At 63.1% G+C, this 21,528-nt stretch carries 18 protein-coding genes and 5 pseudogenes; 12 read left to right on the top strand and 11 right to left on the bottom strand.

Annotation, left to right across the window (positions count from 1 at the left end; translation table 11 throughout):
- Window positions 1-107: 107 nt before the first annotated feature.
- Window positions 108-314 (bottom strand): annotated as a pseudogene (locus ACZ6DL_RS27750) (IS21-like element helper ATPase IstB); the annotation flags it as partial.
- Between ACZ6DL_RS27750 and ACZ6DL_RS27745 the strand changes: the two are divergent.
- Both ACZ6DL_RS27745 and ACZ6DL_RS27740 read left to right on the top strand, forming a co-directional pair.
- Window positions 246-488, top strand: coding sequence for an ATP-binding protein (locus ACZ6DL_RS27745; RefSeq protein WP_466055480.1), 243 nt, complete (start codon window positions 246-248; stop codon window positions 486-488). The pseudogene ACZ6DL_RS27750 and the gene ACZ6DL_RS27745 sit on opposite strands and share 69 nt — an antisense overlap.
- Before the next feature lie 109 nt (window positions 489-597).
- Window positions 598-963, top strand: coding sequence for a M14 family zinc carboxypeptidase (locus ACZ6DL_RS27740; RefSeq protein ID WP_466055466.1), 366 nt, complete (start codon window positions 598-600; stop codon window positions 961-963).
- 46 nt (window positions 964-1,009) lie between these two features.
- Here the strand turns inward: ACZ6DL_RS27740 and ACZ6DL_RS27735 are convergent.
- Window positions 1,010-1,910 (bottom strand): annotated as a pseudogene (locus ACZ6DL_RS27735) (IS5 family transposase).
- Between the two features lie 72 nt (window positions 1,911-1,982).
- Between ACZ6DL_RS27735 and ACZ6DL_RS27730 the strand changes: the two are divergent.
- The 3 genes from ACZ6DL_RS27730 to ACZ6DL_RS27720 all read left to right on the top strand — a co-directional run bounded on the left by ACZ6DL_RS27730 (window position 1,983) and on the right by ACZ6DL_RS27720 (window position 4,009).
- On the top strand, window positions 1,983-2,162 hold the full coding sequence (locus tag ACZ6DL_RS27730) for a transposase family protein (RefSeq protein ID WP_466055464.1): 180 nt from the start codon (window positions 1,983-1,985) through the stop codon (window positions 2,160-2,162).
- A 24-nt stretch (window positions 2,163-2,186) separates the two neighbouring features.
- The gene (locus ACZ6DL_RS27725) at window positions 2,187-2,771 is read left to right on the top strand and encodes an ISL3 family transposase (protein ID WP_466055463.1); all 585 of its coding nucleotides are present in this window, start codon (window positions 2,187-2,189) and stop codon (window positions 2,769-2,771) included.
- 485 nt (window positions 2,772-3,256) lie between these two features.
- Window positions 3,257-4,009 carry a reverse transcriptase domain-containing protein gene (locus ACZ6DL_RS27720; RefSeq protein WP_466055461.1) on the top strand — a complete coding sequence of 251 codons (753 nt, stop codon included), beginning with the start codon at window positions 3,257-3,259 and terminating at the stop codon, window positions 4,007-4,009.
- Between the two features lie 68 nt (window positions 4,010-4,077).
- Here ACZ6DL_RS27720 and ACZ6DL_RS27715 read toward each other — a convergent pair whose 3' ends face one another.
- The gene (locus tag ACZ6DL_RS27715) at window positions 4,078-4,383 is read right to left on the bottom strand and encodes a hypothetical protein (RefSeq protein WP_466055459.1); all 306 of its coding nucleotides are present in this window, start codon (window positions 4,381-4,383) and stop codon (window positions 4,078-4,080) included.
- A 299-nt stretch (window positions 4,384-4,682) separates the two neighbouring features.
- Here ACZ6DL_RS27715 and ACZ6DL_RS27710 point away from each other — a divergent pair.
- Window positions 4,683-4,907: pseudogene (locus ACZ6DL_RS27710) on the top strand (transposase); the annotation flags it as partial.
- An 852-nt stretch (window positions 4,908-5,759) separates the two neighbouring features.
- Here the strand turns inward: ACZ6DL_RS27710 and ACZ6DL_RS27705 are convergent.
- The 6 genes and pseudogenes from ACZ6DL_RS27705 to ACZ6DL_RS27680 form a co-directional block, all read right to left on the bottom strand.
- Entirely contained in the window at window positions 5,760-6,209 is a 450-nt protein-coding gene (locus ACZ6DL_RS27705; protein ID WP_466055457.1) for an SRPBCC family protein, read from the bottom strand.
- Window positions 6,206-6,727, bottom strand: coding sequence for a pyridoxamine 5'-phosphate oxidase family protein (locus ACZ6DL_RS27700; protein WP_466055455.1), 522 nt, complete (start codon window positions 6,725-6,727; stop codon window positions 6,206-6,208). The genes ACZ6DL_RS27705 and ACZ6DL_RS27700 overlap by 4 nt, the downstream gene beginning before the upstream one ends.
- The gene (locus tag ACZ6DL_RS27695; protein WP_466055453.1) at window positions 6,724-7,062 is read right to left on the bottom strand and encodes an ArsR/SmtB family transcription factor; all 339 of its coding nucleotides are present in this window, start codon (window positions 7,060-7,062) and stop codon (window positions 6,724-6,726) included. Before ACZ6DL_RS27695 ends, ACZ6DL_RS27700 begins: the two co-directional genes overlap by 4 nt.
- A gap of 150 nt (window positions 7,063-7,212) precedes the next feature.
- Window positions 7,213-7,377, bottom strand: coding sequence for a hypothetical protein (locus tag ACZ6DL_RS27690; RefSeq protein WP_466055451.1), 165 nt, complete (start codon window positions 7,375-7,377; stop codon window positions 7,213-7,215).
- Window positions 7,374-8,506 (bottom strand): annotated as a pseudogene (locus ACZ6DL_RS27685) (IS701 family transposase). The gene ACZ6DL_RS27690 and the pseudogene ACZ6DL_RS27685 overlap by 4 nt, the downstream one beginning before the upstream one ends.
- Window positions 8,507-9,183: 677 nt before the next feature.
- Window positions 9,184-9,708 (bottom strand): hypothetical protein, encoded by a 525-nt coding sequence (locus ACZ6DL_RS27680; RefSeq protein ID WP_466055449.1) that lies wholly within the window; start codon window positions 9,706-9,708, stop codon window positions 9,184-9,186.
- Window positions 9,709-10,417: 709 nt separating this feature from the next.
- Between ACZ6DL_RS27680 and ACZ6DL_RS27675 the strand changes: the two genes are divergently transcribed.
- Entirely contained in the window at window positions 10,418-11,008 is a 591-nt protein-coding gene (locus ACZ6DL_RS27675) for an IS110 family transposase (RefSeq protein WP_466055447.1), read from the top strand.
- On the opposite strand, the gene ACZ6DL_RS27670 is transcribed toward ACZ6DL_RS27675, so the two are convergent.
- A complete protein-coding gene (locus ACZ6DL_RS27670; RefSeq protein WP_466055445.1) occupies window positions 10,961-12,631 on the bottom strand; it encodes a WXG100-like domain-containing protein in 1,671 nt (556 codons plus the stop codon). The genes ACZ6DL_RS27675 and ACZ6DL_RS27670 overlap by 48 nt on opposite strands.
- 1,282 nt (window positions 12,632-13,913) lie before the next feature.
- On the opposite strand from ACZ6DL_RS27670, the gene ACZ6DL_RS27665 reads away from it, so the two are divergent.
- Window positions 13,914-14,162, top strand: coding sequence for a hypothetical protein (locus ACZ6DL_RS27665; RefSeq protein ID WP_466055443.1), 249 nt, complete (start codon window positions 13,914-13,916; stop codon window positions 14,160-14,162).
- A gap of 111 nt (window positions 14,163-14,273) precedes the next feature.
- Window positions 14,274-15,278 (top strand): annotated as a pseudogene (locus tag ACZ6DL_RS27660) (IS701 family transposase); the annotation flags it as partial.
- Window positions 15,279-15,647: 369 nt separating this feature from the next.
- Here the strand turns inward: ACZ6DL_RS27660 and ACZ6DL_RS27655 are convergent.
- Window positions 15,648-15,920 carry a transposase gene (locus tag ACZ6DL_RS27655; RefSeq protein ID WP_466055441.1) on the bottom strand — a complete coding sequence of 91 codons (273 nt, stop codon included), beginning with the start codon at window positions 15,918-15,920 and terminating at the stop codon, window positions 15,648-15,650.
- A gap of 233 nt (window positions 15,921-16,153) precedes the next feature.
- Between ACZ6DL_RS27655 and ACZ6DL_RS27650 the strand changes: the two genes are divergently transcribed.
- From ACZ6DL_RS27650 to ACZ6DL_RS27640, 3 genes are all read left to right on the top strand, one after another.
- Complete coding sequence (locus tag ACZ6DL_RS27650; protein ID WP_466055439.1) at window positions 16,154-18,112, top strand: FAD-dependent monooxygenase; 1,959 nt, start codon at window positions 16,154-16,156, stop codon at window positions 18,110-18,112.
- 78 nt (window positions 18,113-18,190) lie between these two features.
- A complete protein-coding gene (locus ACZ6DL_RS27645; RefSeq protein ID WP_466055437.1) occupies window positions 18,191-19,075 on the top strand; it encodes a helix-turn-helix domain-containing protein in 885 nt (294 codons plus the stop codon).
- Between the two features lie 1,151 nt (window positions 19,076-20,226).
- Window positions 20,227-21,309: a tyrosine-type recombinase/integrase gene (locus tag ACZ6DL_RS27640; RefSeq protein ID WP_466055435.1), complete on the top strand. Its 1,083-nt coding sequence runs from the start codon at window positions 20,227-20,229 to the stop codon at window positions 21,307-21,309.
- Window positions 21,310-21,528: the final 219 nt, after the last annotated feature.

Below are 21,528 nucleotides of genomic sequence, written 5' to 3'. Positions count from 1 at the left end.
CACCGAAGGAGGCCATCGGGTAGAACATCAACCAGGACCCACCACCTGTCCGATTACTCGAGCAGACCCGCCGGGAATAACGTGAGCGCCGACAGATAAATCGCTGTTCAGGACACGACTTCCAGGGTCTGCGAGGCGTCGGTGGATGCTGGCTGCTGTGGCATCCAGGTTGCGGCGTTGGCTGCGGCAGTGTACAGCGCAGCGGGGCGGGTGAGTCGACAACTGTTGGTGCCGGTTTCGATGATCTGACCGCCGAAGGTGAGGCGGTCGACGATCGCGGCAAAGAGCCGCGGCTCGGAAAGCGTTTTCGACCAGCCCCAGATGACTGGGCAACAGCCTCCGGAAGCGCCACCGTCGCGGCCGCGATGCTAGATCGGCTCCTGCACCGGGCCACTGTCGTCGGCATCGACGGACCCAGCTACCGGCTACGACACCACCGCGAGACCGCCCAGAACCTGCGAAAGGCGGTCAACGCTCGTGTCTCCTGACTCCCAGCCACTCTCCGCGTATCGGGTTCGGGTGGTCGGGTCCAGGGTGGGGACCATCTGGATCCGGGCCTCCGAATGGTTTCTCGATACCGAGGTCATGGTCAAACATATGGTTGGGTCGCGTCCGCCGACCCTGCCGCAACTGCGGCGGCAGTTGCGGGAGCTGGCCGCCGCGCACCCGTATAGGTGCGGGTTCACCACAGTGGGGCGTTCGCGGTCGGGTCACCGGATGGAGTTGGTGTCGATTCACGCGCGCACCCCGGCGGGGCAACCGAATGTCCTGCTGATCGTGCGTCCGCACGCCAACGGGAAGATCAGGGACGCTTCCGCGTTGGCTCTGGCGAAACATACGCTGACGCGTGCAGACCTGTTAGACAAGGTGTACTTTCACGTCCTGGTCTCCTCCGACCCCGACCCCGACCCCGACCCCGCGATGCTCGCGTCCCCAGGTCGGCACAAGAGTTACCACACATAGTCCATCCCTATTAGTACTGCAACGACACCTCAGGGGGACTGTGGATCTAGATTCTGTCTCCCAACGACCTGAGCCATTCCACGATCAGGGCCAGGACGACTCCGGCGCGGTAGGTGATGGCTAACTTGTCATACCGTGTGGCGACCGCGCGCCAGTGTTTGTCCTTGTTGAAGGCACGTTCGATGACATTGCGCCCCTTGTAGGTCTCTCGGTCGAAGTCCGGCGCTCGGCCACCACGGTGACCTCTACGTTTACGGTTGGCGGTCTGATCGGATCGTTCGGGGATGACGGTGCGGATACGTTTGCGCCGCAACAAGGCCCGGTTAGCGGCCGAGGAATACGCCTTATCGGCGATCAGCACCTGCGGGTTGCGCCGCGGTGGGCCGCCCTCGAGGCGAGGTACCGCGACCGCCTCCACCAGCGGCGCGAGCATCGGCGAGTCGCCCGCTTGTCCCGGCGTGAGCTGAACCGCCAAGCCCCGCCCGCGGCCATCGGTGACCAGATGCACCTTGGTCGTCAACCCACCACGTGAGCGCCCGATCGCATGATCGGCGGGTTCATAACCCAGACACCGAGTCGCGCCTGGCACCGCCGCCGTGCTGGTGCACCCGCACGACCGTGGAATCGATCGAGGCCACCCAGTCCAGGTCACCGGTCGTATCAGCCAGTGCCAGCAACGCGGTCAGCACCCGATCCCACGTGCCGTCCTCGGCGTAGCGGCGGTGCCGCTTCCATACCGTCTGCCAGGGCCCGAACACCTCCGGCAGATCCCGCCACGGTGAACTCGTGCGCAACCGATACAGCATCCCCTCCACCACCAGACGATTGTTGGCGAAGTTACGACCCACCCGCCCTTCGGATTTCGGCAACAGCAACTCCAGCAACTCCCACTGCCTGTCCGTCAACACCTGAAACCGATCACCCGCCGACCTCGCCACAGCGGACATGATGCACCACCGGCCCACCCCAAGCTGACTAATCAGACGATTGGGAGACAGAACCTAGTCGTCATCGAAGCGGTGGTCACGTCACCGACCGCTCGGTGTCCGGGATGCGAATCCATCTCAACACGTGTGCATTCCCACTATCGGCGCCAGCTGGCGGATGCGGCGATCGCCGGTCGGGGGTTGGTCCTGCGGCTGGTGGTGCGCCGGTTCTTTCGCACCAACATGATTCTGCTCGGCCAAGACGTCCCCTGAGCAGGTTGCCGGGCTGACCGTGAAATGGTCACGCCGAACGAGCCGACTGACCTCGATCTCGTTGCGATCGAGTTGGCGATGGCGGGGCGCGACGGCGCACGACTGGCACACCGGCTGGGGCTGTCGGCCAGCCGGGACACGCTGATTCGCCTGGTCCGCCGGTTGCCGGACCCACCGATCGGCGCGGCGGTGCTGGGCGTCGATGATTTCGCCTTCCGTCGCGGTCACCGCTACGGCACCGTCATGGTCGATCTCGACACCCACCGGCCGGTCGACCTCATCGACGGCCGGGATGACGAGGCGTTGGCCGCCTGGCCGCGCGCCCGGCCGCTGCCGCAGATCATCTCCCGGGACCGGGCCGGCGGCTATGCCGAGGGAGCACGCCAAGGCGCCCCGGCCGCGCTGCAAGTCGCTGACCGGTTCCATCTGTGGCAGGCGCGCCGAGAGGCGCTGATTGATCGAGTGGAGGTGAGAGACTTCGCCGCTGTCCTGTCGCAGCAGGGCTGTGAAGCTGGGGGGAGCCTGACTCGGGAGGTGCGGAGGAGGGTAACAAGCGGCCCCGACGAAGCCGGGACGTGTCAGTACTGCCAGATGATGCGGGTCCGGTAAGTGATATGGAGAGGTATACGAGAGGAACCGGTGTTTGAAACCTCCTAAGGCGACATCAGCTCTAACCTGGCGGATCTGGGCTAGTTGCGGTGCGTGCTCGCCTTGTAGAGACGGCGGCCAACTTCCGGGTGGTGCATGCCAGACCATTCGGGAGGCCACGGCGAAGGACTGCGGCGTAGCCGTGGCGAAGCCGGGGGTATAGCCGGATGCCTACTCCAACGATCGATCAATCAGTGAACACGGGGACCTTCCCGGTCTCGCCCGACGTCCGCACGGCCAGCGTGGACGATCAGGGCTGCGCGCACCGTCTGCCGATCAGACCGTGGGAGGGGTGGAGCCGCCGTAGTACTCCGCGCCGGGGAGAGCCCGGCACATTGGGGAAGGGCGGCAGCGAGACCGCAAGGTGCTGCAATGTCCGGAGAATCCGGGTGGATGCCCCGGTTGCGTGGCCTGAGGTCGACATGGCATGGCTGCGAGTACGGAGGATGCAGACCAAGCTGCACCGGTGGGCGGTAGCTGATCACGGCTCCCGGTTCGACGATGTGTTCAACCTCGTCTGTGACCCGGCCACCTTGGCGGTGGCGTTCGAACGGGTTGCGGGCAACACCGGAGCCCGAACGGCCGGCGTGGACGGCGTACGCGCCGCCGACGTCGAGGCGTCCGGGGTGACAACGCAGCTGAACCGCATCCGGTCGGCACTGAAGGCTGGGGCCTTCCGGCCCCTGCCTGTGTGGGAACGGATGATCCCCAAGACCGGTGGGAAACTTCGCGGGTTGGGGATTCCGACCGTCACCGATCGGGTGGTACAGGCTGCACTGAAACTGGTCCTGGAACCGATCTTCGAGGCGGATTTTCGTCCGTACTCCTACGGGTTCCGGCCAAATCGGCGCGCGCACGACGCGATCGCCGAGATCCACCTGTTCGGCTCCCAGGGCTACCGCTGGGTGCTGGACGCGGATATCGAGGCGTGCTTCGACCGCATCGACCACGCGGCCTTGATGGACCGTGTTCGAGCGCGGGTGAAGGACAAGCGGGGGCTGACGCTGGTGAAGGCGTTCCTCAAGGCCGGGATCATGACCGAGCTCGGCGAACGGAACGAGACCACCTCCGGAACACCACAAGGAGGCATTCTTTCGCCTCTGCTGGCCAACGTCGCGTTGTCGGTGCTCGACGACTTCGCTGCCGAGCAGTGGACAACGACGATGGCGACCCGGCGGGCAGCCGTAATACGTCGATGACGTGATGCCCAGAACCCACAATACGAGCTCGACCGGGTGCTGCGGATGTTCGCTGACGAACCGCATGATCACCGCCGTGTGTGGCCGAGCTCCGAGGCGAAATACGCACTCGCATCGCACAATACGGCGTTCACCCGCTCGAGCTCCGCGACCCGCTTCTTCAGGGCCCGGTTCTCAGCCAGCATGTCGGTCGTCGGCCGATCGTCGCGTTCGCCGGCATCGGCCTCGGCCTGGCGGATCCACAGCCGCAACGCCCTCGTGATGCACCCCGAGTTGGGCGGCCAGCTTCCGGATCGTCGGCTTCGGGTCCGACTCCCGATACAGCCGCACGGCCCGCCCTTCAGCTCGTCCGGGTACTTCTTCGGTGCTGCCACGAATGACTCCTTCCGGCCCTATCGGACCACAGTCAGAGCCCTCCGAGAAAGCGGGGGCGCCTCTTTATTGTCAAGTCGTAGAAACAGGCTCCGCTGAGGTTCGGCGGCGTCTGGTGTCGTCGGAGATCATGATGCGCCAGACGACGTTGGACAGGTGTCGTTTCAGGCAGCGCATGGCCGCGCGTGGGGATGCTCCGGCAGCGATCCTGCGGTCGTAATAGGCGCGTCCAGCGCTGCGGACATGCGGACCTGGACCATGGCGATGGCGTGCATCGCCGAGTTGAGCTGCCGGTCACCGTAACCAGCAACTGGCCGCCAACCAGAAGGACATTGACCGGCTGCTCGACGAGCACGGCACCCGACTGCGGGAGCTCGACGGGATCGGTCCTGTCCTCGCGGCGCGGTTGATCGGCCGTACCGGTTTGGCCACACGCTTCGCGACGGCAGCCGCCTATGCCACCTACAACGGCACCGCACCGATCGAGATAGCCAGCGCCGATCGCCAAGTGCATCGGCTCAGCCGGGTCGAGGCGGCGCACGTCGGCGATGAGGTCTTTGCACAGGCCGACGCGGACACGATCGGACAGCGTCCGTGCCCGGAACCCCCGCAGCACCGCAGCACCGCAGCGGCGGTGTTGGCGGTCAGGCTGGTCGGCGCGCCACCGGCCAGTAGCTCTCGCAATAGTGCGTGCAGCTGGTTCATGGAGCAGGTGCGGCGGCGGATCGGAGACAAGAAAGTCCTTGCGCTGGTGAAGGCTTTCCTCAAATCGGATGTCATGACCAGGTTGGGACAGCTGGAAGCCAACGACACCGGCACCCCGCAAGGCGGCATCGTCTCCCCGCTGCTGGCCAACATCGCACTCAGCGTGCTCGACGAGCATTTCGAGCGCCGCTGGAATGCGCTGAGCCACAAGCAGCGTCACACCGCCGCCCGCAAGGGTGTCCCGATCCGCCGGTTTGGTCCGCTACGCCGATGGCTTCGTCGTCCTCGTGCGCGGCACCGAAGGACAGACCGAGGCACTGCGGGACGAAGTGGCGGGACTGCTCACCCCGCTCGGGCTGCGTCTGTCGCAGTCCAAGACCCGGGTTACGCACATCGATGACGGGCTCGACTTTCTGAGGTTCCGCATCCAGGCGGTCGCGTTATCGGGGACCGGCCATACACGCTTACCAGTTGCCGCCAGAACTGACTACTCGATTTGCGACGGTCCTGACTCGCGCTGGTCGCGCGCTCGCCACGCGTAGAGGGTACTCGAATTGGATCGACTGTCCGCGGTTTCATAGGGGTGGGACTGTGATGGTATGCGGGGCGGAAGCCCGTTCTTGGGTCGTGTAAAGGTCGGCACATCGGGCGCGCTGACTTTTGCGCGAACGGTTCACGGCCGCAACAGATCTGCCAGTCGATCCAGGCTCTGGCCCCATCCCTGCTCGGCACCGTCGTTCGGGCTGAGTGGCCCAGGCGCGAGCAGGTGGAAGACCATGGTTGTCTTGCTGTCGCCAGTCTGGGTGAGCTCGATGGTGATCACCGACTCGAATGCCGGACTACCGTCACCGGTCGGATCGCCCCAGGTGAAGACCAGACGTTCAGGCTCGACGATCTCCCGGAAGACTCCTGTGCTCGGGTAGGAACTGCCGTCGACGTCGGAAACCATCGCTGACTCATAGCGGCCACCCGGGCGCGGTTCAACCACGATGCTTTCTTGGGGTGTTGACATCCCGTGTGGCCCAGCCCATTCCGCCAGCTGTGCTGGGTCGAGCCAGGCCTGGAAGACCAGCTCGCGTGGCGCGTCGAATACGCGGGTAATGGTGAACTCACGATCGCTCATGACCGCAGGTTGTCCTCGTGTGCCACGGACTCTGGCAGACCTTTCATCCATTCGGGAACACCTTCCGGGTAGCGGGTGCGGAAGTCCAGTAGGCCGACCCAGGTGGGGCGCACCGCGATTCGCTCCATCCTCGGCGCGAGGTCGCTGAGGAAGTCGAGGTAGGCAGCAACCTCGGCCTCGCCCCCCTTGCGCATGGCGGCAGCGTATTCCGGTAGCAGGGCTTTGGTTTCGGTGATCTCGGCCCGGCCGCGGAGCATCAGTACCTCCGGCGGTGCGGCGTTGGTATCGATTGTGATGGCGACTTCGGGGCGTGCCCGCATCATCCGCGCCTTCTTCGAGGAGGCGAAGCCCGTCAGCACCACCTCGCAGCCGTTCCACCAGAAGTTGATCGGGATCACCCGTGGCGTGTCGTCGGCGGCGATGAAGGCCAGACGGGCAGGGATATTCGCGGCGAGCAGGCGCTGCGCGAGTTCGGTGTCGAGCAGGCGCACGTCGCCCTGCGGGAGGCAGTCGCTCATAGTGTGGTGTCCTTTTTCTGTATCCGTTGCAGGTGTGCGTCGAGGCGGTCGAAGCGGCCGTCCCAGAACTTCCGGTAGCGGTCGAGCCAGTCGGTCGCTTGCCCGAGTGGTGTGGCGTCCAGTCGGCACGGCCGCCATTGCGCGTCCCGGCTGCGGGTGATGAGCCCGGCGCGTTCCAGGACCTTCAGGTGCTTGGAAATCGCGGGCAGGCTCATGGCGAACGGTTCTGCGAGTTCGGTGACGTTGGCCTCGCCCTTGGCCAGCCTGGCGAGCATCGCCCGCCGGGTCGGATCCGCGAGCGCCGCAAAGGTTCTGCTCAGTTCGTCGTCCGTCATGGTGTATTTAACCACCTAGCTAATTAACTTGTAGGATGAATACTGGCCTTGTATTGGGGTGGTGTCAAGAGGAGGTCGAAAGTTGCCTCGACGTCCAGGTCGGCGTAATGCCGAGCGTGCCGGGTCGCTGGTCCAGTACTGCAACGGCACTTATTCGAGGGGATGTCCTCGTCGTCGGTAGTGGGAGAGGCGGGCTTGGTGTTGTCGGCGGCGGCGCCAGTTCGACCAAGCCCAGAGATGCCGGGTGTTGCGGGTGAAGTTCAGCAGCAGGCCGATGGTCAGGCGGCGGATCTCCGGTAGTGTGAGGGCGATCATGTCTCGATCGGCGTCGTTGATTTCCCTTTTGCTGCAACGGCTTTGGATCCGGCGAGCCAGGCCAGGGCGAGCATCGACAGGGTGATGTGGGCATACCAGGCCCGCCAGCTGCGAGCCTGGTAGTGGTCCAGGCCGGTTTCGTTCTTGGCCTGTTGGAAGCATTCCTCGATGCGCCAGCGCGCCGCGGCGATCCATGCCAGATCCGCGATCGTGGAGCGGCGGGGCCCGAAGCAGACGTAGTAGGCGATCTCGCCCGGGGGTGGGACACGCTGCGCCTGGCCAGCAGCCAGTGCCCGCGTCCCGGCGCCCAGAACACCTGATCGGGCCCCGCGCCCAGTCGTAGTCGCGGGGCCCGTGAGCACCGGCACCGGCTGAGACCCGCTGCCAGGACCGCGCAGGGAGCGCAGCGACGAGGTCCTCGGCGCGGGCCTGGCCCCATTCGGTGGTGACCAGGGTGTCGCTGCGGCGGGTCGCCAGTACGTGGGCGATGGCGTGTTGTTCGAGCCAGAATCGTAGATACTTCACCTGACCATAGGCTTCGTCGGCGGTGAACCACCCAAACGGCACCCCCGCCGCCAGGGCACGCTCGAGCATCGCCATCACCAGGCGGGGTTTGGTCGCGAACTCCACCTCGTCCGGGATTCCGGCGCCGCGACAGCGTTCACGGTCGGCGGTCCAGGATTCCGGCAGATACAGTTCCCGGTCCACCAGAGCATGTCCATGCTGGGATGCATAGGCAAGAAACACCCCGATCTGGCAGTTCTCGGTGCGCCCGGCCGTGCCGGAATACTGACGCTGCACCCACGCCGAACGGACTCCCTTCTTCTAAACCCCGTGTCATCGGCGATCAGCACCGAATCCCGATCACCCTGCCGCTCGGTCACATAGCCGCGCAAATCGCACGAACCCCGTCGACCTCCCAGTCCGCCCGCCGCAGCAACCGCTGCATCCCGTCCGGGCTCACCTCACCGGCCCGCTCGGCCAGCGTCCACCCGTTCTTCCGCTCCAGCCCCGCGACCAGCCCGGTCACATACTCCCGCACCCGCCCCCGCGGCTCCGACCGGGTGAACCGACCACCGATCCAAGCACACAACGAATCCAACTCCGCTGCAACAACATCCACGACCACGCAGGCACGACACTCGAACCGAGTGCAGTTGCAGTACTAGGTGTTACCTGCTTATATTCGCTGCGCACCGGATAACCGGTCCGCGCTGTGAGCACGCCGCCGAGTTGAGCCTCGTCGGATTCGTGGAGCGACACGCCGGATTTCCGTTGCAAACTAGGACCGATCGCATCTACGTCAGCCTCGAGTACTGAGGGACGATATTCAGTCATTCACCGAAAATATCGTGGTGCGTGCTATTCAGCGAACCGACGCAGATGTCGGTGCGCCTCATCGTTTTTGCACACCGGGAGGCACCTGGGCACCCTCTGTCGAAGCGCACCATTGCCCGATCTGGCACATTCGACTATCCGTACTTTGCCGGAGTCGGCAGCGCCCTGAGGTCACGGGTCTGCGCGGCGACGCCAGCCGGACATGGGATAAGCGCTGCGCGATTTCCATCCGGCCCGACACGCTGATTCTCGACAGCTTCCACATACCCGAATTCACTGTCGCTCAGTACCGCAACTGCACTCGCGTGTTTCGGTGCTGGCGGCCTGCCGGGTGGTGTTGAATCATGCCGTGGCCGAACTGGGTTCGTTGATGACGCGGATTCGGGAGCGGTTCACCGATGCATCGAGCGCCCTTGGTCGTTGTGCGGTACCTCATATGCTCACATGAACCCGACGAAAGGGGCCAGATCAGGTGGTCCTATTACCGGGCCCGGTCACATGGCTTTCCGGGGCTCGTCGGTTCTTCCCTGCTCGGTACACCATGACTGTCGACACGGTGCCGAATATCAGGAGGTACCACCAGAACGCCAGGTCAACAACCAATGCAAAAGGGTCGACCTGGCCACCAGCGATGTGGGCCGCCTTCTTCGCACCAACGATTGTGCCATCCGACCCGAAGCGGTTCCAATAGCCAACCGGATAGCCCGATTCGTGAGTGTAGCCGTACATGCAGCACACGTGCTCGCGGGTATAGCCCAGGCTCAATAGCAGCAGCACCATAGTCAATGGCAAGGTAAACCACCATACGGGCTTGAGAATTCGATACCGCCTGGCACCGACCCATATCAGTAGGACACTGCCCAAAGCCGTTCCGATCCCAAACACCACGATTGTTACAGAATATTCGGACAAGAGAGTCCACAGCGCCACACCGGAACCGATGAGACCGACGACGCCGAACGCTACTTGCGGATATCGCCCGCCCTGTTCCATTCATCGAGCATACCAAACGCGATATTTGCCCGCTCCCAATGAATGAGACCGATCGGCCTCGGTGCTGCGACTACGCTCAGGGGAGCGGGTGGCCGCATCGCCGGAGTGTGATAGCCGAACTTTGGTGTGTCGGCAGTGTGACCAAGCCAGACGTGATCGGCGGCATGCAGTGGGTAAGCAGGACGGGATGAGCAGGCGGCGGGTCTCTCGTATCCAGTCCTGCCACAGCATGATCCAACACACCACCACCCGACGGTCTACCAGGAACGAACCATATGAGTGCAGTTGCAGTATTGATCAAGCCGCTCTCAGATAGTCGACGCCTCGAAGGGCCCTTTGGGCGCTCGCAGCCACACCGCCCTCACTACCGACCGGATCGTAGGGCAGGAGCACTACCGCCATCTCCCGCTCCTGTCGACGATTTGCGCCAGGTGGTCGTTAGGTGTCCCATGGGTCGAGTCCGGCGGCGGCGTCGAGGTGGTCGAGGTTGGCGATTGTTCTGGTCGAGGTCTGGAGCCGTGTCAGGTTGCGCGGGTCGGTCGGGTCGTTGTAGTAGTAAAGGCTTGCGTCCCGGCCGCGGCTGCCGACGGGAGTGGCTTGAGAGAGGTCTGCATCGCCCGAAGTTGGTTTGCCCTCCTAGTTGGAACCCGTCCTCTGTTTGAGGTTCCATGGAGGTGTCGTGCCGAAGTCTGTTCCCGCCGATCGTGTCGTGATCGCTGTCGACCCACACAAAGCGTCGTGGACGGCGGTCATCGTGGATCAACGATGCCAGCCGCTGGGTTCGCTGCGCGTCGAGGTCAACCGCGCGGGCTATCGGCGGCTACGCCGATTCGCTCGAGACTGGCCTCAGGCGGTCTGGGCGATCGAGGGAGCCCGCGGTCTCGGCGCCCCTCTGGCACAGAAGCTGGCCGACGACCGAATCGAATGCTCTAATGTGCCAGCGAAACTCGCCCACCGTGTGCGAATTCTTTCCACCGGCCACGGCCGCAAGAACGACGAAGCCGACGCGCTGTCGGCCGGCCTCACCGCGCTCAACAGCACTCGACTGCGATCGGTGCACACCGACGAGACGGCGCAGGTGCTGCGCACCCTCACCAAGTACCGCGACGACCCTGATCCGTACCCGAACCCAGACCGCCAACCGGTTACACGGCATGCTAGCCCGGTTGGTGCCGGCCGGGCTGCCGAAACGACTCACCGCCGAGGCTGCCTCGCAGCTGCTTCGGTCGGTGCGCCCACGCGAACACTCCACTCATTGCGGGTCTCTGGCGGGTGGAAGGACAATGGTCCTGCGTGGTGACCGAGCGGGATCGGACTCGGTTAGTGGAAGCTCGGGTACACAGTCAGGTCGACTGGGATCTCTCTCCGGTTTCGAAGTGGTGGTACTGTCGGCCGCTCCTGCAGAGATCCTTTGCGAGGGCGGTGCAGTCACCTTCTGTGCCACCTCGCGTTTGCTGCTATCAGTTTTGCGGGCAAGCTTCGACCACGGCGTTTCGCGCGGCTGACTGCCGACGGCTTGCTTCCACGTGGATGGGCGAGCCAATCTCTGCGCTCCGGCACCCGAGGCGGTTGTGGACGCCGCTGGCGCCACTTGAGCAGAACGCATCCCCGGCGTCGCGAGGGTCGGCTGGTTGCCAGCAACTTCAGGTTGAGCCAGCACATACGGCACATCTTCTAGCCAAGTTGACACTGGGTAGCGGACAGAATCATCATTTGACGCAGCGAACCCCGGAGCAGGCATAACATTGGGTTCAGCATCCACAGATTCGGAAGGTGTGCCTAGACCCACCGTCTCATCATTTTCTACGAGCATCCTACCGTCGTCCAGGTGGGCAAACGGCCCATTCGCCAAAGCGTTGTGCGGGCTGAAGTCTACTTCGGCAGTGTTGTTCAGCTGTCCCGTCGCAGAGACAGCGGGCCCCAGGGAACCGCCCCCGACCTCGGGAACTCTGCCTGTTGGGACAGTCGCCGTTTCGGCCGCACTACTGATTGACTGCCGATCCGACGGTCCCACCACCATCGCGCGATCGCCCTCCACACCGGCTCCCGATATATCCGGTCGGTCCGGTCCGACGGACCCACTCACGGGAGCCACGAGACCGGGTGCCAAACCTGTGTCAGGGCCCGCTACACCGAGAGGCAACCGCACAGACACAGTCAAGCCGTCCCCCTGCGACGGAAAGTGTAGATCATCGGAACCCCTCCCTCCTCCACTAGTGGTGAAATCCAACGTCGCTACGTTCTCGGCGAAACTACTCGCGTGCTGTATGATTTGGTCGGCGTGGCGGTCGAGGATATCGGCGGATCGTAGTACCTCGTCCGGTTCAATATAAAAAGCCCGATCCCCCGAAGTGCTTGGTTGAGGCCCCGGCAGTCCCCAGATTTCACGAGCCGTCCCCTTGATCAGCCGGTCAATGGTTTGCTCCAGCGGCTCGATGGCGCTGCCGAGTACTTCAGCTGCAATGTAGGAAACCAACACATCCTCCATCCCGTTGCACAGCCGACGGCAAACCTCGCGGATTGCGACACCGAACGCTGCCGCGCCGGGGGTGGCCAATACGACCGCGTAACTTGCTGCCAGTGCGGCAAGTTCGGCCAGAATCAACACTTTCACCGCGGTAATCACATCCGCAGCAATTTCCAGCGCCGTAGCCACTGCCTTACATGCCTCATCGAGGTCTGCCATGTGCGATGCGCTGATCCTGCCCCACGCTGCCACCAACGCCTCATACGACTCACCTGAGTAAACCGATCCCATATCCGTGATGACTCCGGTGGCCGACTTATGCGATTCCTCCACATTTTGTGCAAAGTCGCGCACGTAACGGCCAAGAGCGCGAACGTCGTCTTCATTCACGTCCGGGTAAGGAATCCCGATGAGGTTCAGGAAGAAAGCAACCTCACTGGGTATCTCAATAGCCACGCGTGGCGCCCCCCCGGAAGGGCCGGAGAGCAGGTTCTCGGACCCAGCCGCCCTCCTGCCAGAGACCACCGCTTGGACGACCCGCTACGACGTCGAGTGAGGTTCCCGATAGTGAAGCTCGAATTGGCGTCGGCCGCATCATCATCCCACCTGACAGAACCAGTGCATGCTTGAGCGTCCACCATTTTCCATAGTCGGCTACTGCGTCGCACACTGCGGATTCACTCTCACTATTGGGTTAGGCAACTAAACCTAGGTCTTACGGATCAGTCGGAGATGTTGACACAGGAACTGCGATAGACCCGCTTATAGGAAATACCCCCCGAACACGCCTGTATAGAATGATTTTCACCGAAGGCTGACTCGGCTTCGGGTGGAGCGCAGTAGAGCTTCGTGGGGCTACCCCCACTCGACCCGTCTCCTTCTCCAGCGAAGCTCCGACCAGCAGAAACCTGTGTTACGTACAGTTCTCCAGCCCCATTCGTCAGTGGACAACTTCTACGGACGAGCCCCACCGTAAATTACGGTTCCGGCAAGAACCGGTGTCTCCACAACAAGCACCGAATGTTCGACCGCATTCATTCGCCGAGAAGGGTGCGTCCACGACAGCCCGGCCATTAGGCGCGGACTTGACCCCTGCAGCCGCAGACTTTGCCCGGGTAACAGCCACGAATTGGAGGCAGCAGGTCGGTATACCTAAGTTCACACCAACTAACGATCCCGTCCTCCACAGAGGTTACAGGTCAGCGGCGACGGGCCCGCGAATCCGACCGTCCACCAGTCACGCCCAGTGCCACCGACGCTCCCCCCGACCAGCTAGAATTCTGTGGCGTCTTGTTCAGACACTTGCGATCTGCAGCTGTGACGCGCCGAGGTCTACCTGGGAAGCGAGCGGATCAGGTGGTGCACCCGAAGGCTTGCTGACTGCCGGCAGAACGGCAGACGCAAGCGAAGTAAAGCAGGCCAGCAGGGCCATGGGAGTCAGGCGAGACGTAGAGTAATAAGTCTCGCTGCCTCCAGGTATCAACGGTACTATCGTACCAAAATGGGCGTCTGGCGCGAACCCGCTAACCGGGCATGCACATGCGCGGGGTCGGCAAATTCCAAGAGATCCTGACCGCCGATATGCCCACCTCGATGACATAGTTGGGAGCGCGTTGTCTGGCCTGCGAGTGTCTACTATCGGGTTCGGATGAAGGGGATCCAGGTAGCTGGGTAAAGGCTTAGGAAAGGTCCAGGAGAGCGGTAGAACAAACTCCGACTGTTGTCGCCCTCTACGATCTTGGATCCGAGCAGCCCGCAGAAGGTTGCCGAGTTCAGGCTGACCGTCGAGGGAGTGGCAGCGCTTACCGTCTTCGACCCCGACGGGTGCTTCATCGCCGAATACTGGAGCGATCAGGGCGTAGAGGTCGGTGCCTCGTCGCGACGAGTGCATCCCGACCGGGGAATCCGCTTCCTGCAAGCGCTTCTCGCGGCACCTGCAATGAGTTACTACCTCATCGTCGATGAGAGCTCGATGCAACCACAGTAATGGCAAGACGTTTCGTCTCACAGCTGGTCGACATCACCAGGCTGATAAGCGGTGCGCTGGGCTTAGTACTGCAACGACACTCGGGTGAGTCGGTGCTGGTAGATCTGTGGTGTGGTGTTGGATCGTGCTGTGGCCGAGTTGGATTCGTTGATGTCTATGGTCGGGGGTCGGTTCACGCGGTCGGAGCCGCGGGGGCGGGCGCGGGAGTATGTGTCGGGGCTGGTAGCGGGGTTGGAACGTAAGAACGGGTGGACTCTGGCCGAGCGGGCCGGTGAGTCGGGGCCGCAGGGGATGCAGCGGTTGTTGCGGCGGGCGGACTGGGATGTCGATGGTGTTCGTGATGATGTGCGTGGTTATGTGGTGGACCGGCTCGGTGATCCCGAGGCGGTGCTGGTCGCGGATGAGACCGGGTTTTTGAAGAAGGGGGTGCGCTCGGCCGGGGTGCAGCGCCAGTACTCGGGGACGGCCGGGCGGACGGAGAACTGCCAGATCGGGGTGTTTTTGGCCTATGCCTCGCCGCGTGGGCATGCGCTGATCGATCGGGAACTGTATCTGCCCGAGTCCTGGACGGCAGACCGTGAGCGTTGCCGGGCCGCCGGGATCGCCAAGGGGGTCGGGTTCGCCACGAAGCCACGGCAGGTGATCGCGATGCTGGAACGGGCACTGGATACCGGGGTGCCGTTCGCGTGGTTCACCGCCGACGAGGCCTACGGTCAGGCCGGTTATCTGCGGGAGTGGCTCGAATCCCGGGATGTGGCCTATGTGCTGGCGACCCGCTGCGACTATCCGGTGACCACCCGCGCCGACCGCACCGGACGTGCCGACGAACTCGTCGCCGAGTTCACCGCGGGTACCTGGCAGCGGCTGTCGGTGGGCGCCGGCGCGCACGGGCCCCGCACCTACGACTGGGCGCGCCGTCAGATCGAGGGGGCATGGGCTCGCGGGCACTGGCTACTGGCCCGACGCAGCATCAGCGACCCCACCCACATCGCCTACTACCTGTGCTACGGGCCGGCCCGGACCCGGCTGGTCGATCTGGCTTTCACCGCCGGATCGCGCTGGCACATCGAGGAATGGATCGTCGAACAATCCCTCGCGTTGCTGCACCAGTACCGCCGCCTGGCCACCCGATGGGAACGACGCACCGACATCCACCAAGGACTCCTCGACCTCGCAGCCGCCCTCATCTGCTGGCGAAGACTCCGCAACCGAACCCGATAGGAGCTCTAAGAACCGGTAACCGAATTCCGAGTCGTCGCGGCGGGCGTCGAACAAGGCGTTGGCCCGGTACGCCTGGTCGAGTTCGGCATCGGTGACGGGGTCGGCAAGCCACCGGTAGTACGGTTGGCGGGCCAGTTTCAGCACCCGGCACGTAACCGTGACGGGACTCCGTCGGCGGCCAGCTCGCGGACGAGCGGGTAGGTCATTTCCCGTCAGGCTCGCCTGCGCGAAGTAGGCCGCGGCCCACTTGAGGACCTCGTTTTCCTATTCCAACAACCGGATTCGGCGATTCGCCGCCCGCAGCTCGGCCGACTCGCTGCTACTGGTGCCCGGTTTGGTCCCCTCGTCGACGTCGGCCTGGCGCATCCATCTCGACAGCGCCATCGGGAGGATCCCGAAATCGGCGGCGATCTGCTCCAGGGTCACCTCCGCGTCGCGGTTGCGAGCGACACGGACGACGTCCTCACGGAACTCGCGGGGATACGGCTTGGGCACAGTGACATCCTTCCAGCCCGCCCAGCGGGCAAGCCAACTCACTTGTCACCTATCCGTGCAGCAGTCCCTGTGACGTAGGTAAGTGACTTGATAGGCACCGCCCGGTAATTCCGTATTCCCTTCCCGTCCGCCCCATGTGAGAGTCGTGGTCGGCGACCATCAATTACGAGCGAGGTCTCACGCAACAGCGGCTCACCTGCGACGGCAGAACGATATCCGGAGCCGGTGAGCGTTCCCTTGTACTGGGCGCCACAGGCACCGCACGAAGGATCACCATGTCTCAAGCCGTTGTCTCGCGTGAACCCGTTCTCATCGTCGGTGCCGGTCCCGCGGGTTTGACCCTTGCCTACGAACTGCGGCGCTGGGGGGTGCCGTGCCGTGTGATCGACAGAAGACGGGCTCCTGCCAAGACTTCGAGATCGTTCACCCTCCATATCCGCACGCTGGAAGGGTACGACAGGGCAGGCATCGTCTCTCTCCTGCTGGAACTGGGTGTTTGGTGCGGGGGAATGGTCTTTCACTTCCAGGGAGACGACGCCGAGCGGGTTGGTTTCGAGCAATTGAGTGACCGATTTCCCGGCATCCTCCTGCTCGAGCAAGACCGTTTGGAATCCGTGCTGCGTGACCAACTTGCTTCGCGTGATGTGTACGTGGAGTGGAACACCGAATTGCGCTCGCTTTCGACCGACGACGAGGGTCACACCACCGCGACGCTTGTTCACACGGAGTTGGGTGGTCGCGAAATAGCGGAGGTCGTACATCCTGATTGGTTGGTGGGATGCGACGGGGTGCGCAGCACCGTCCGCACCCTCCTCGGCATAGATTTCACGGGCGACGAGTACGCCGGCAGCATGAGGATGATGGATGTTCCGGTAGATGGCCTTCCGTATGAAGACACACACATCCATTACGACATCCATCAGGGCGAAATGCTGCTCACGGCACCGCTTCCCACCGAGCCGCGGCTTCCCACCAACTACCGTGTGCTGATCCACGACCCCACGCCCGCCCGCAAGGCGAAACCCGACCTGGTCACCGCACGCACAGAATTTCAGCAGGCCGTGGACAGGCACTTCGACGGCGCGGTTGTGCTCGGTGAGCCGAAATGGACTACCGTCTTCGAGATCTGGCGGCGTATGAGTTCGGCCTACCGCGTCGGTAATGTCTTGCTGTGCGGGGACGCCGCCCACGTTCACTCGCCCGCTGGTGGGCAAGGCATGAACGCCGCCATCCAGGACGCACTCAACCTCGGCTACAAGCTCGCCGGGGTAGCCGCCGGGGAGGCCCCCCAGAGTCTGCTGGATACCTACGAGAGGGAGCGTAGGCCAGTCGCCGAACAGGTAATCGAGGGCACCCATCGGCTGCACAGCTTCCTGATGGCGCACGGCGAATCCATGGAAGCTCGCCGCGCGGTCATCAGAACAGAAGGCTTCAAAGAATCCGCTGCCAAGCAGATTTCAGGAATGTCGTACACCTACCGCGAGGTCATCGCCCAGCCACCCGACCTCACGCCGCTCGACGGCCTCCAAGCGGGAGACCGCGCCCCTGACGTGGCCATCACACCGGCGCTGTTGCTCCACGACACGTTGCGCCACCCCGGTTACACGCTGCTGGTCCTCGAGCGGGATCCGCAGTCCATGTTGGCGGCGTGGGCGGCGCACGCTGCGCGGCCCTACGGTCGGTGGGTGCGGGTGGTGGTCATCACCGCCTCCGAGGTCGGTGCGGCCGCACCGACCGGTGCCGTGGTTGCCGAGAGCAACGATGTCTTTGATCTGTACGGCGATCGGGTTGCCAGCTCGTTGTGTTTGGTGCGCCCCGACGGCTATATCGGTCTTCGGTGCCGCGGAAGCGACAAGTTCGCACTACTGGCGATGCTGCAGACAGTGCTGACGGGTTCCCACGACACGGACGAGACCACCAGTCGCTCCTGGACGCGCCGTCGTCGAATGGGTGCACATCGCCGAGGCGCGGCGCCGCCGCGAACGCGCGCGTCTGCCGTTGGACAGTCGAGGTTTGCGATCGCGATCATGACCGGTCTCAAACTGCTCGGATACATGCGCGACAACTGGTGGTTCCTGTCCTGGACAGAGGTGGCACGAGGCCCCCGCGTCGCCAGAGGCTCATGGTCACGCAGCCATCGGCAGTCGGGCGTATGTCCTCGACCGGGCGAGAACCAGTTCCGGCGGCAGAGAGCGCAGTATCTGCGCTACCTGCGGCATGGCCGCAAGGCTTAGAGATGCCGAGCCAGGCGCCGCAGCAACTACCAGAAGACATGAGGAGGGCACCCCTTTGAAGTGGAATGAAGGGCAGCGATGACGAAGTTGGTCGAGCGCATAGAGCCACTCGGCACCGGGCCGAAACCGTCGTCGCTCGGCGAATACATCAACTGGGTTCGATTGACCAGCGTCGTGCCCGAGAGGGTTCGACATCTTTCGCCCCGGGGCAACAAGCGAGGACTCACTCTGACACAGCTGGGCGCATTACTCGATTCCTCGATCAATACGGTCCAGAAGTGGATCCGGGACGAACGCACTCCTTCCGACACCTATATCGACCTACTTATCGAGCAGTTGCATGTCCCGTGGTACATCGCCGAAGTTATGCGGGCATTGGTCGCTCCTGATTTATATCCAGCCTCCGCCGAGGACTGGCCGGAGGTCACCGACGACGATATCTCCTACCTCGAAAACCACAAGGGACCGGCATGTTTTCAAGGATTGCTCTACGACATCCCCGCCGGTGGCGCCAACCAGCCATGGTGTGAGGTATTTCCCATGCTGCGGCCAGCTCCAAGAGGCTCCAAACGCGTCGTGAACATCATCGATCTGATGCTCAATCATCCCGATTCCGAGAGATTCAGAAAGAGATTCGAGCGTGTACAGGTGCTGCTCTTCTCTGTACGCATTTTCCGCCCGTTCGCCAATCCGGGGAGGTTCGCTGAAGTCTACGAGGCCTGCGCTAGATCACCCCACTTCGCAAGACTATGGAGGAACGACCCCTTGCCGGAGATCGTCGACGACACAACCGTGGGAATATACAACCCCGAAACCGGCCAATATGACATCTACGAGACCCGGCAGACCGACGCCCACTTCCCGCCCAGCCAACTCAAGACCTACTCGCTGTACCGGCCCACGCCGACAGCGGATCTCCATCTGCCCGACGAAGCCGTCCGGCCCATTCGGTCCCTCAGATGACCACCACCTGGGCCCGTGGCGCCCCGCACGAACACTACCCGCAATCGGGCATCTCTGAGGCGCTTTGTCGCGCACCAAATTAGGATTGCCCGCCGGAAAAGGTGCCCACCCTGGGTGAACTACTGAAAAAGTCACCCACGGTGTACAGGCCAAAACTATTGACTACACACCCACCTCGAATGAATGCTTGGAAAGCAATCAGCCTTCACTGTCAACACATTCGCGACAGAAGCACAGCGAATCGTCGTTGACCGCAAGGCGCTCTCAAGCAGAATGACTCACGTCATGCCGGACCTGAGTAGCGCTGCGCGATGGACTTCGAGGTGGTCGAAACTTTGGGTACGCAAATACAGTCATCGAAGGCGCACCGCGTGGTGCCTCAGCGGGCGAAGACCAGCATACCCGCCGAGGGTGCAGACCCCGCATACGGCCGAATGAGCCCGGCCAGTCATACACGCCATGCATACCTCGTTTCAATGGTGTCCGAGGACCGCCTGCTTTCGTGCCCCGCACCCGCGCAATGGCTTTCGAGCGCGTTGCCTGCAGTGTCGGCACTCCATCTAGTTGGGCCTGTCGGGTAGGCGACGTCTAGTGAGCCAAGTCAAGCCGCCGCATCGCGCGCCAGAGCCATCGACCACCCCGAAACAGCATTGCGTGAAGCCCACACTGAATGCGGTTCGACAACATCGACCGATGTCACGGCATCGCGATGAATCAGTAGTGGGATTCGATGAGCTCTACAGCACGATTCCGCGAGTCATCCAGTTTGCCGGCATTCCCTTCCACTACCCCACCACGAGCATCGAGACGCCAGTCGGCGTCGCACACTGCGCAACAGCAACTATCGACCAACGGGGCCGGGTCAGTGATAGATCTGCCATCCGAAAGCTGGACTGGAATCCAGGCCAACCAGTGACCATCCTGCATCAAGACCAGCTCGCAATATTGCAGCCTGCCGACGACGGTCGCTGGGCAGTCGGACCCACCGGATACATCCACCTTCCGGCCAGCATCCGTCACGCCTGTGGCATGGCCTCCGGCGACCGGCTCTTACTCGTAGCTTCCCTTACTCACCAGCGCCTCGTGGTCTATACCACGCCGCTGGTGGCGGCTGCACTTACACAGTTTCGACCGAATCCTTGGGTGACTCAATGACTTCCGAAGACATCAGTACAGCGCTGCACCTCATTTCCAGACTCGGGCTCAAACTCGAAGACCTGCTTCACGAGTCCACAAGTCATGGGCCTGTTCCGACCTTCAAGCAGTACATTGCACAGGTCTCGGCCTCGGCATCAGAAGCGACTCTGAAGAATTATGGATCATACTGGAAGGTCCTTGAGCAGCGGTGGGGTGACAGAACTATCACCGAGCCGACGTACACGGAGATCGAACAACTTGTCAGCGAACATCGTGTACGCGCAGGTGCTGCCGGACGATCGAATTCACGCGGCGGAGTCGGGGCCGCGGCGAGCTTGGTTTCAGCGATCCGCAAGCTCTATCGCCACGCCGAACGCGACAGGTTGATCCACCCACTCGACAACCCAGCCGCAAAAGTCAGAAGAGCGCGCCAGCCCAGGAGCCCAAGGCACGCACTTACCCTCGAACATATCCTCGACATCGGCCGCGTTGCTGCCACAACAGGCAATGACCGGCCACTGGATGCGCTGATCGTGCGCATCCTGATCGAAACCGCCTGCCGCCGCGGCGGACTTCTCGGCTTGACGATCGTTGATCTCAACGAGCACGACTGCCTTCTCCGCCTCCGCGAGAAGGGCGGAACGACCAGATGGCAACCCATCTCGCCAACCTTGGTGCAGAGGATCCTCGACCACATCGAAGCCCGTGGTGGCGCAGATGCAACCCGGCGTCTCCTTCGATACCGCGACGGACGACCGGTCGGAGTGGCACGCCTCGACAACCTGTTCGAGCGCGTCAAGAAATCCCTCCCTTGGGCCTCCTCAGTGGGAGTTTCAGCACACTGGATCCGCCACACGACACTGACCTTCGTCGAGCGTGAGTTCGGAATGGCAGTCTCCAGCGCCTTCGCGGGCCACCAAGACAGGCCCGGCTCGGGGCCTACCACCCTCACCTACACCAAAGCCAGCCTGCTCGACGTTGTCGAGGCGCTCGTTGCCTTGACCGGCGAGGCTCATCCACTGCTTCCCATTGGCAGACGACACCCTCTGTCCTCACCACATGGGCAGCAGTACAACGAACCCGACGCGGTAGGCTAACGCGCTATGAACCCACTTTTGTGGCGAATTCGCTGCGGAATGGGTGTTCTAACAACAGAACGAACTCCTTCTCCTCATCCACTCGACGCCGTTGCTCCGCGGGGTCTTCGCGGCAGAGGCAACGGAAAGTGCGGAACGTCGAGCACCTGGCGCTGCTCAGCTCCTGTACACGTGAGTGGAATGCTCTCGTTCCGGCTCTGGCGCAACGGCGTTCGAACC

This window comes from Nocardia sp. NPDC041819 (assembly GCF_055590505.1).
This window is presented reverse-complemented; position numbering and strand designations above follow the sequence as displayed.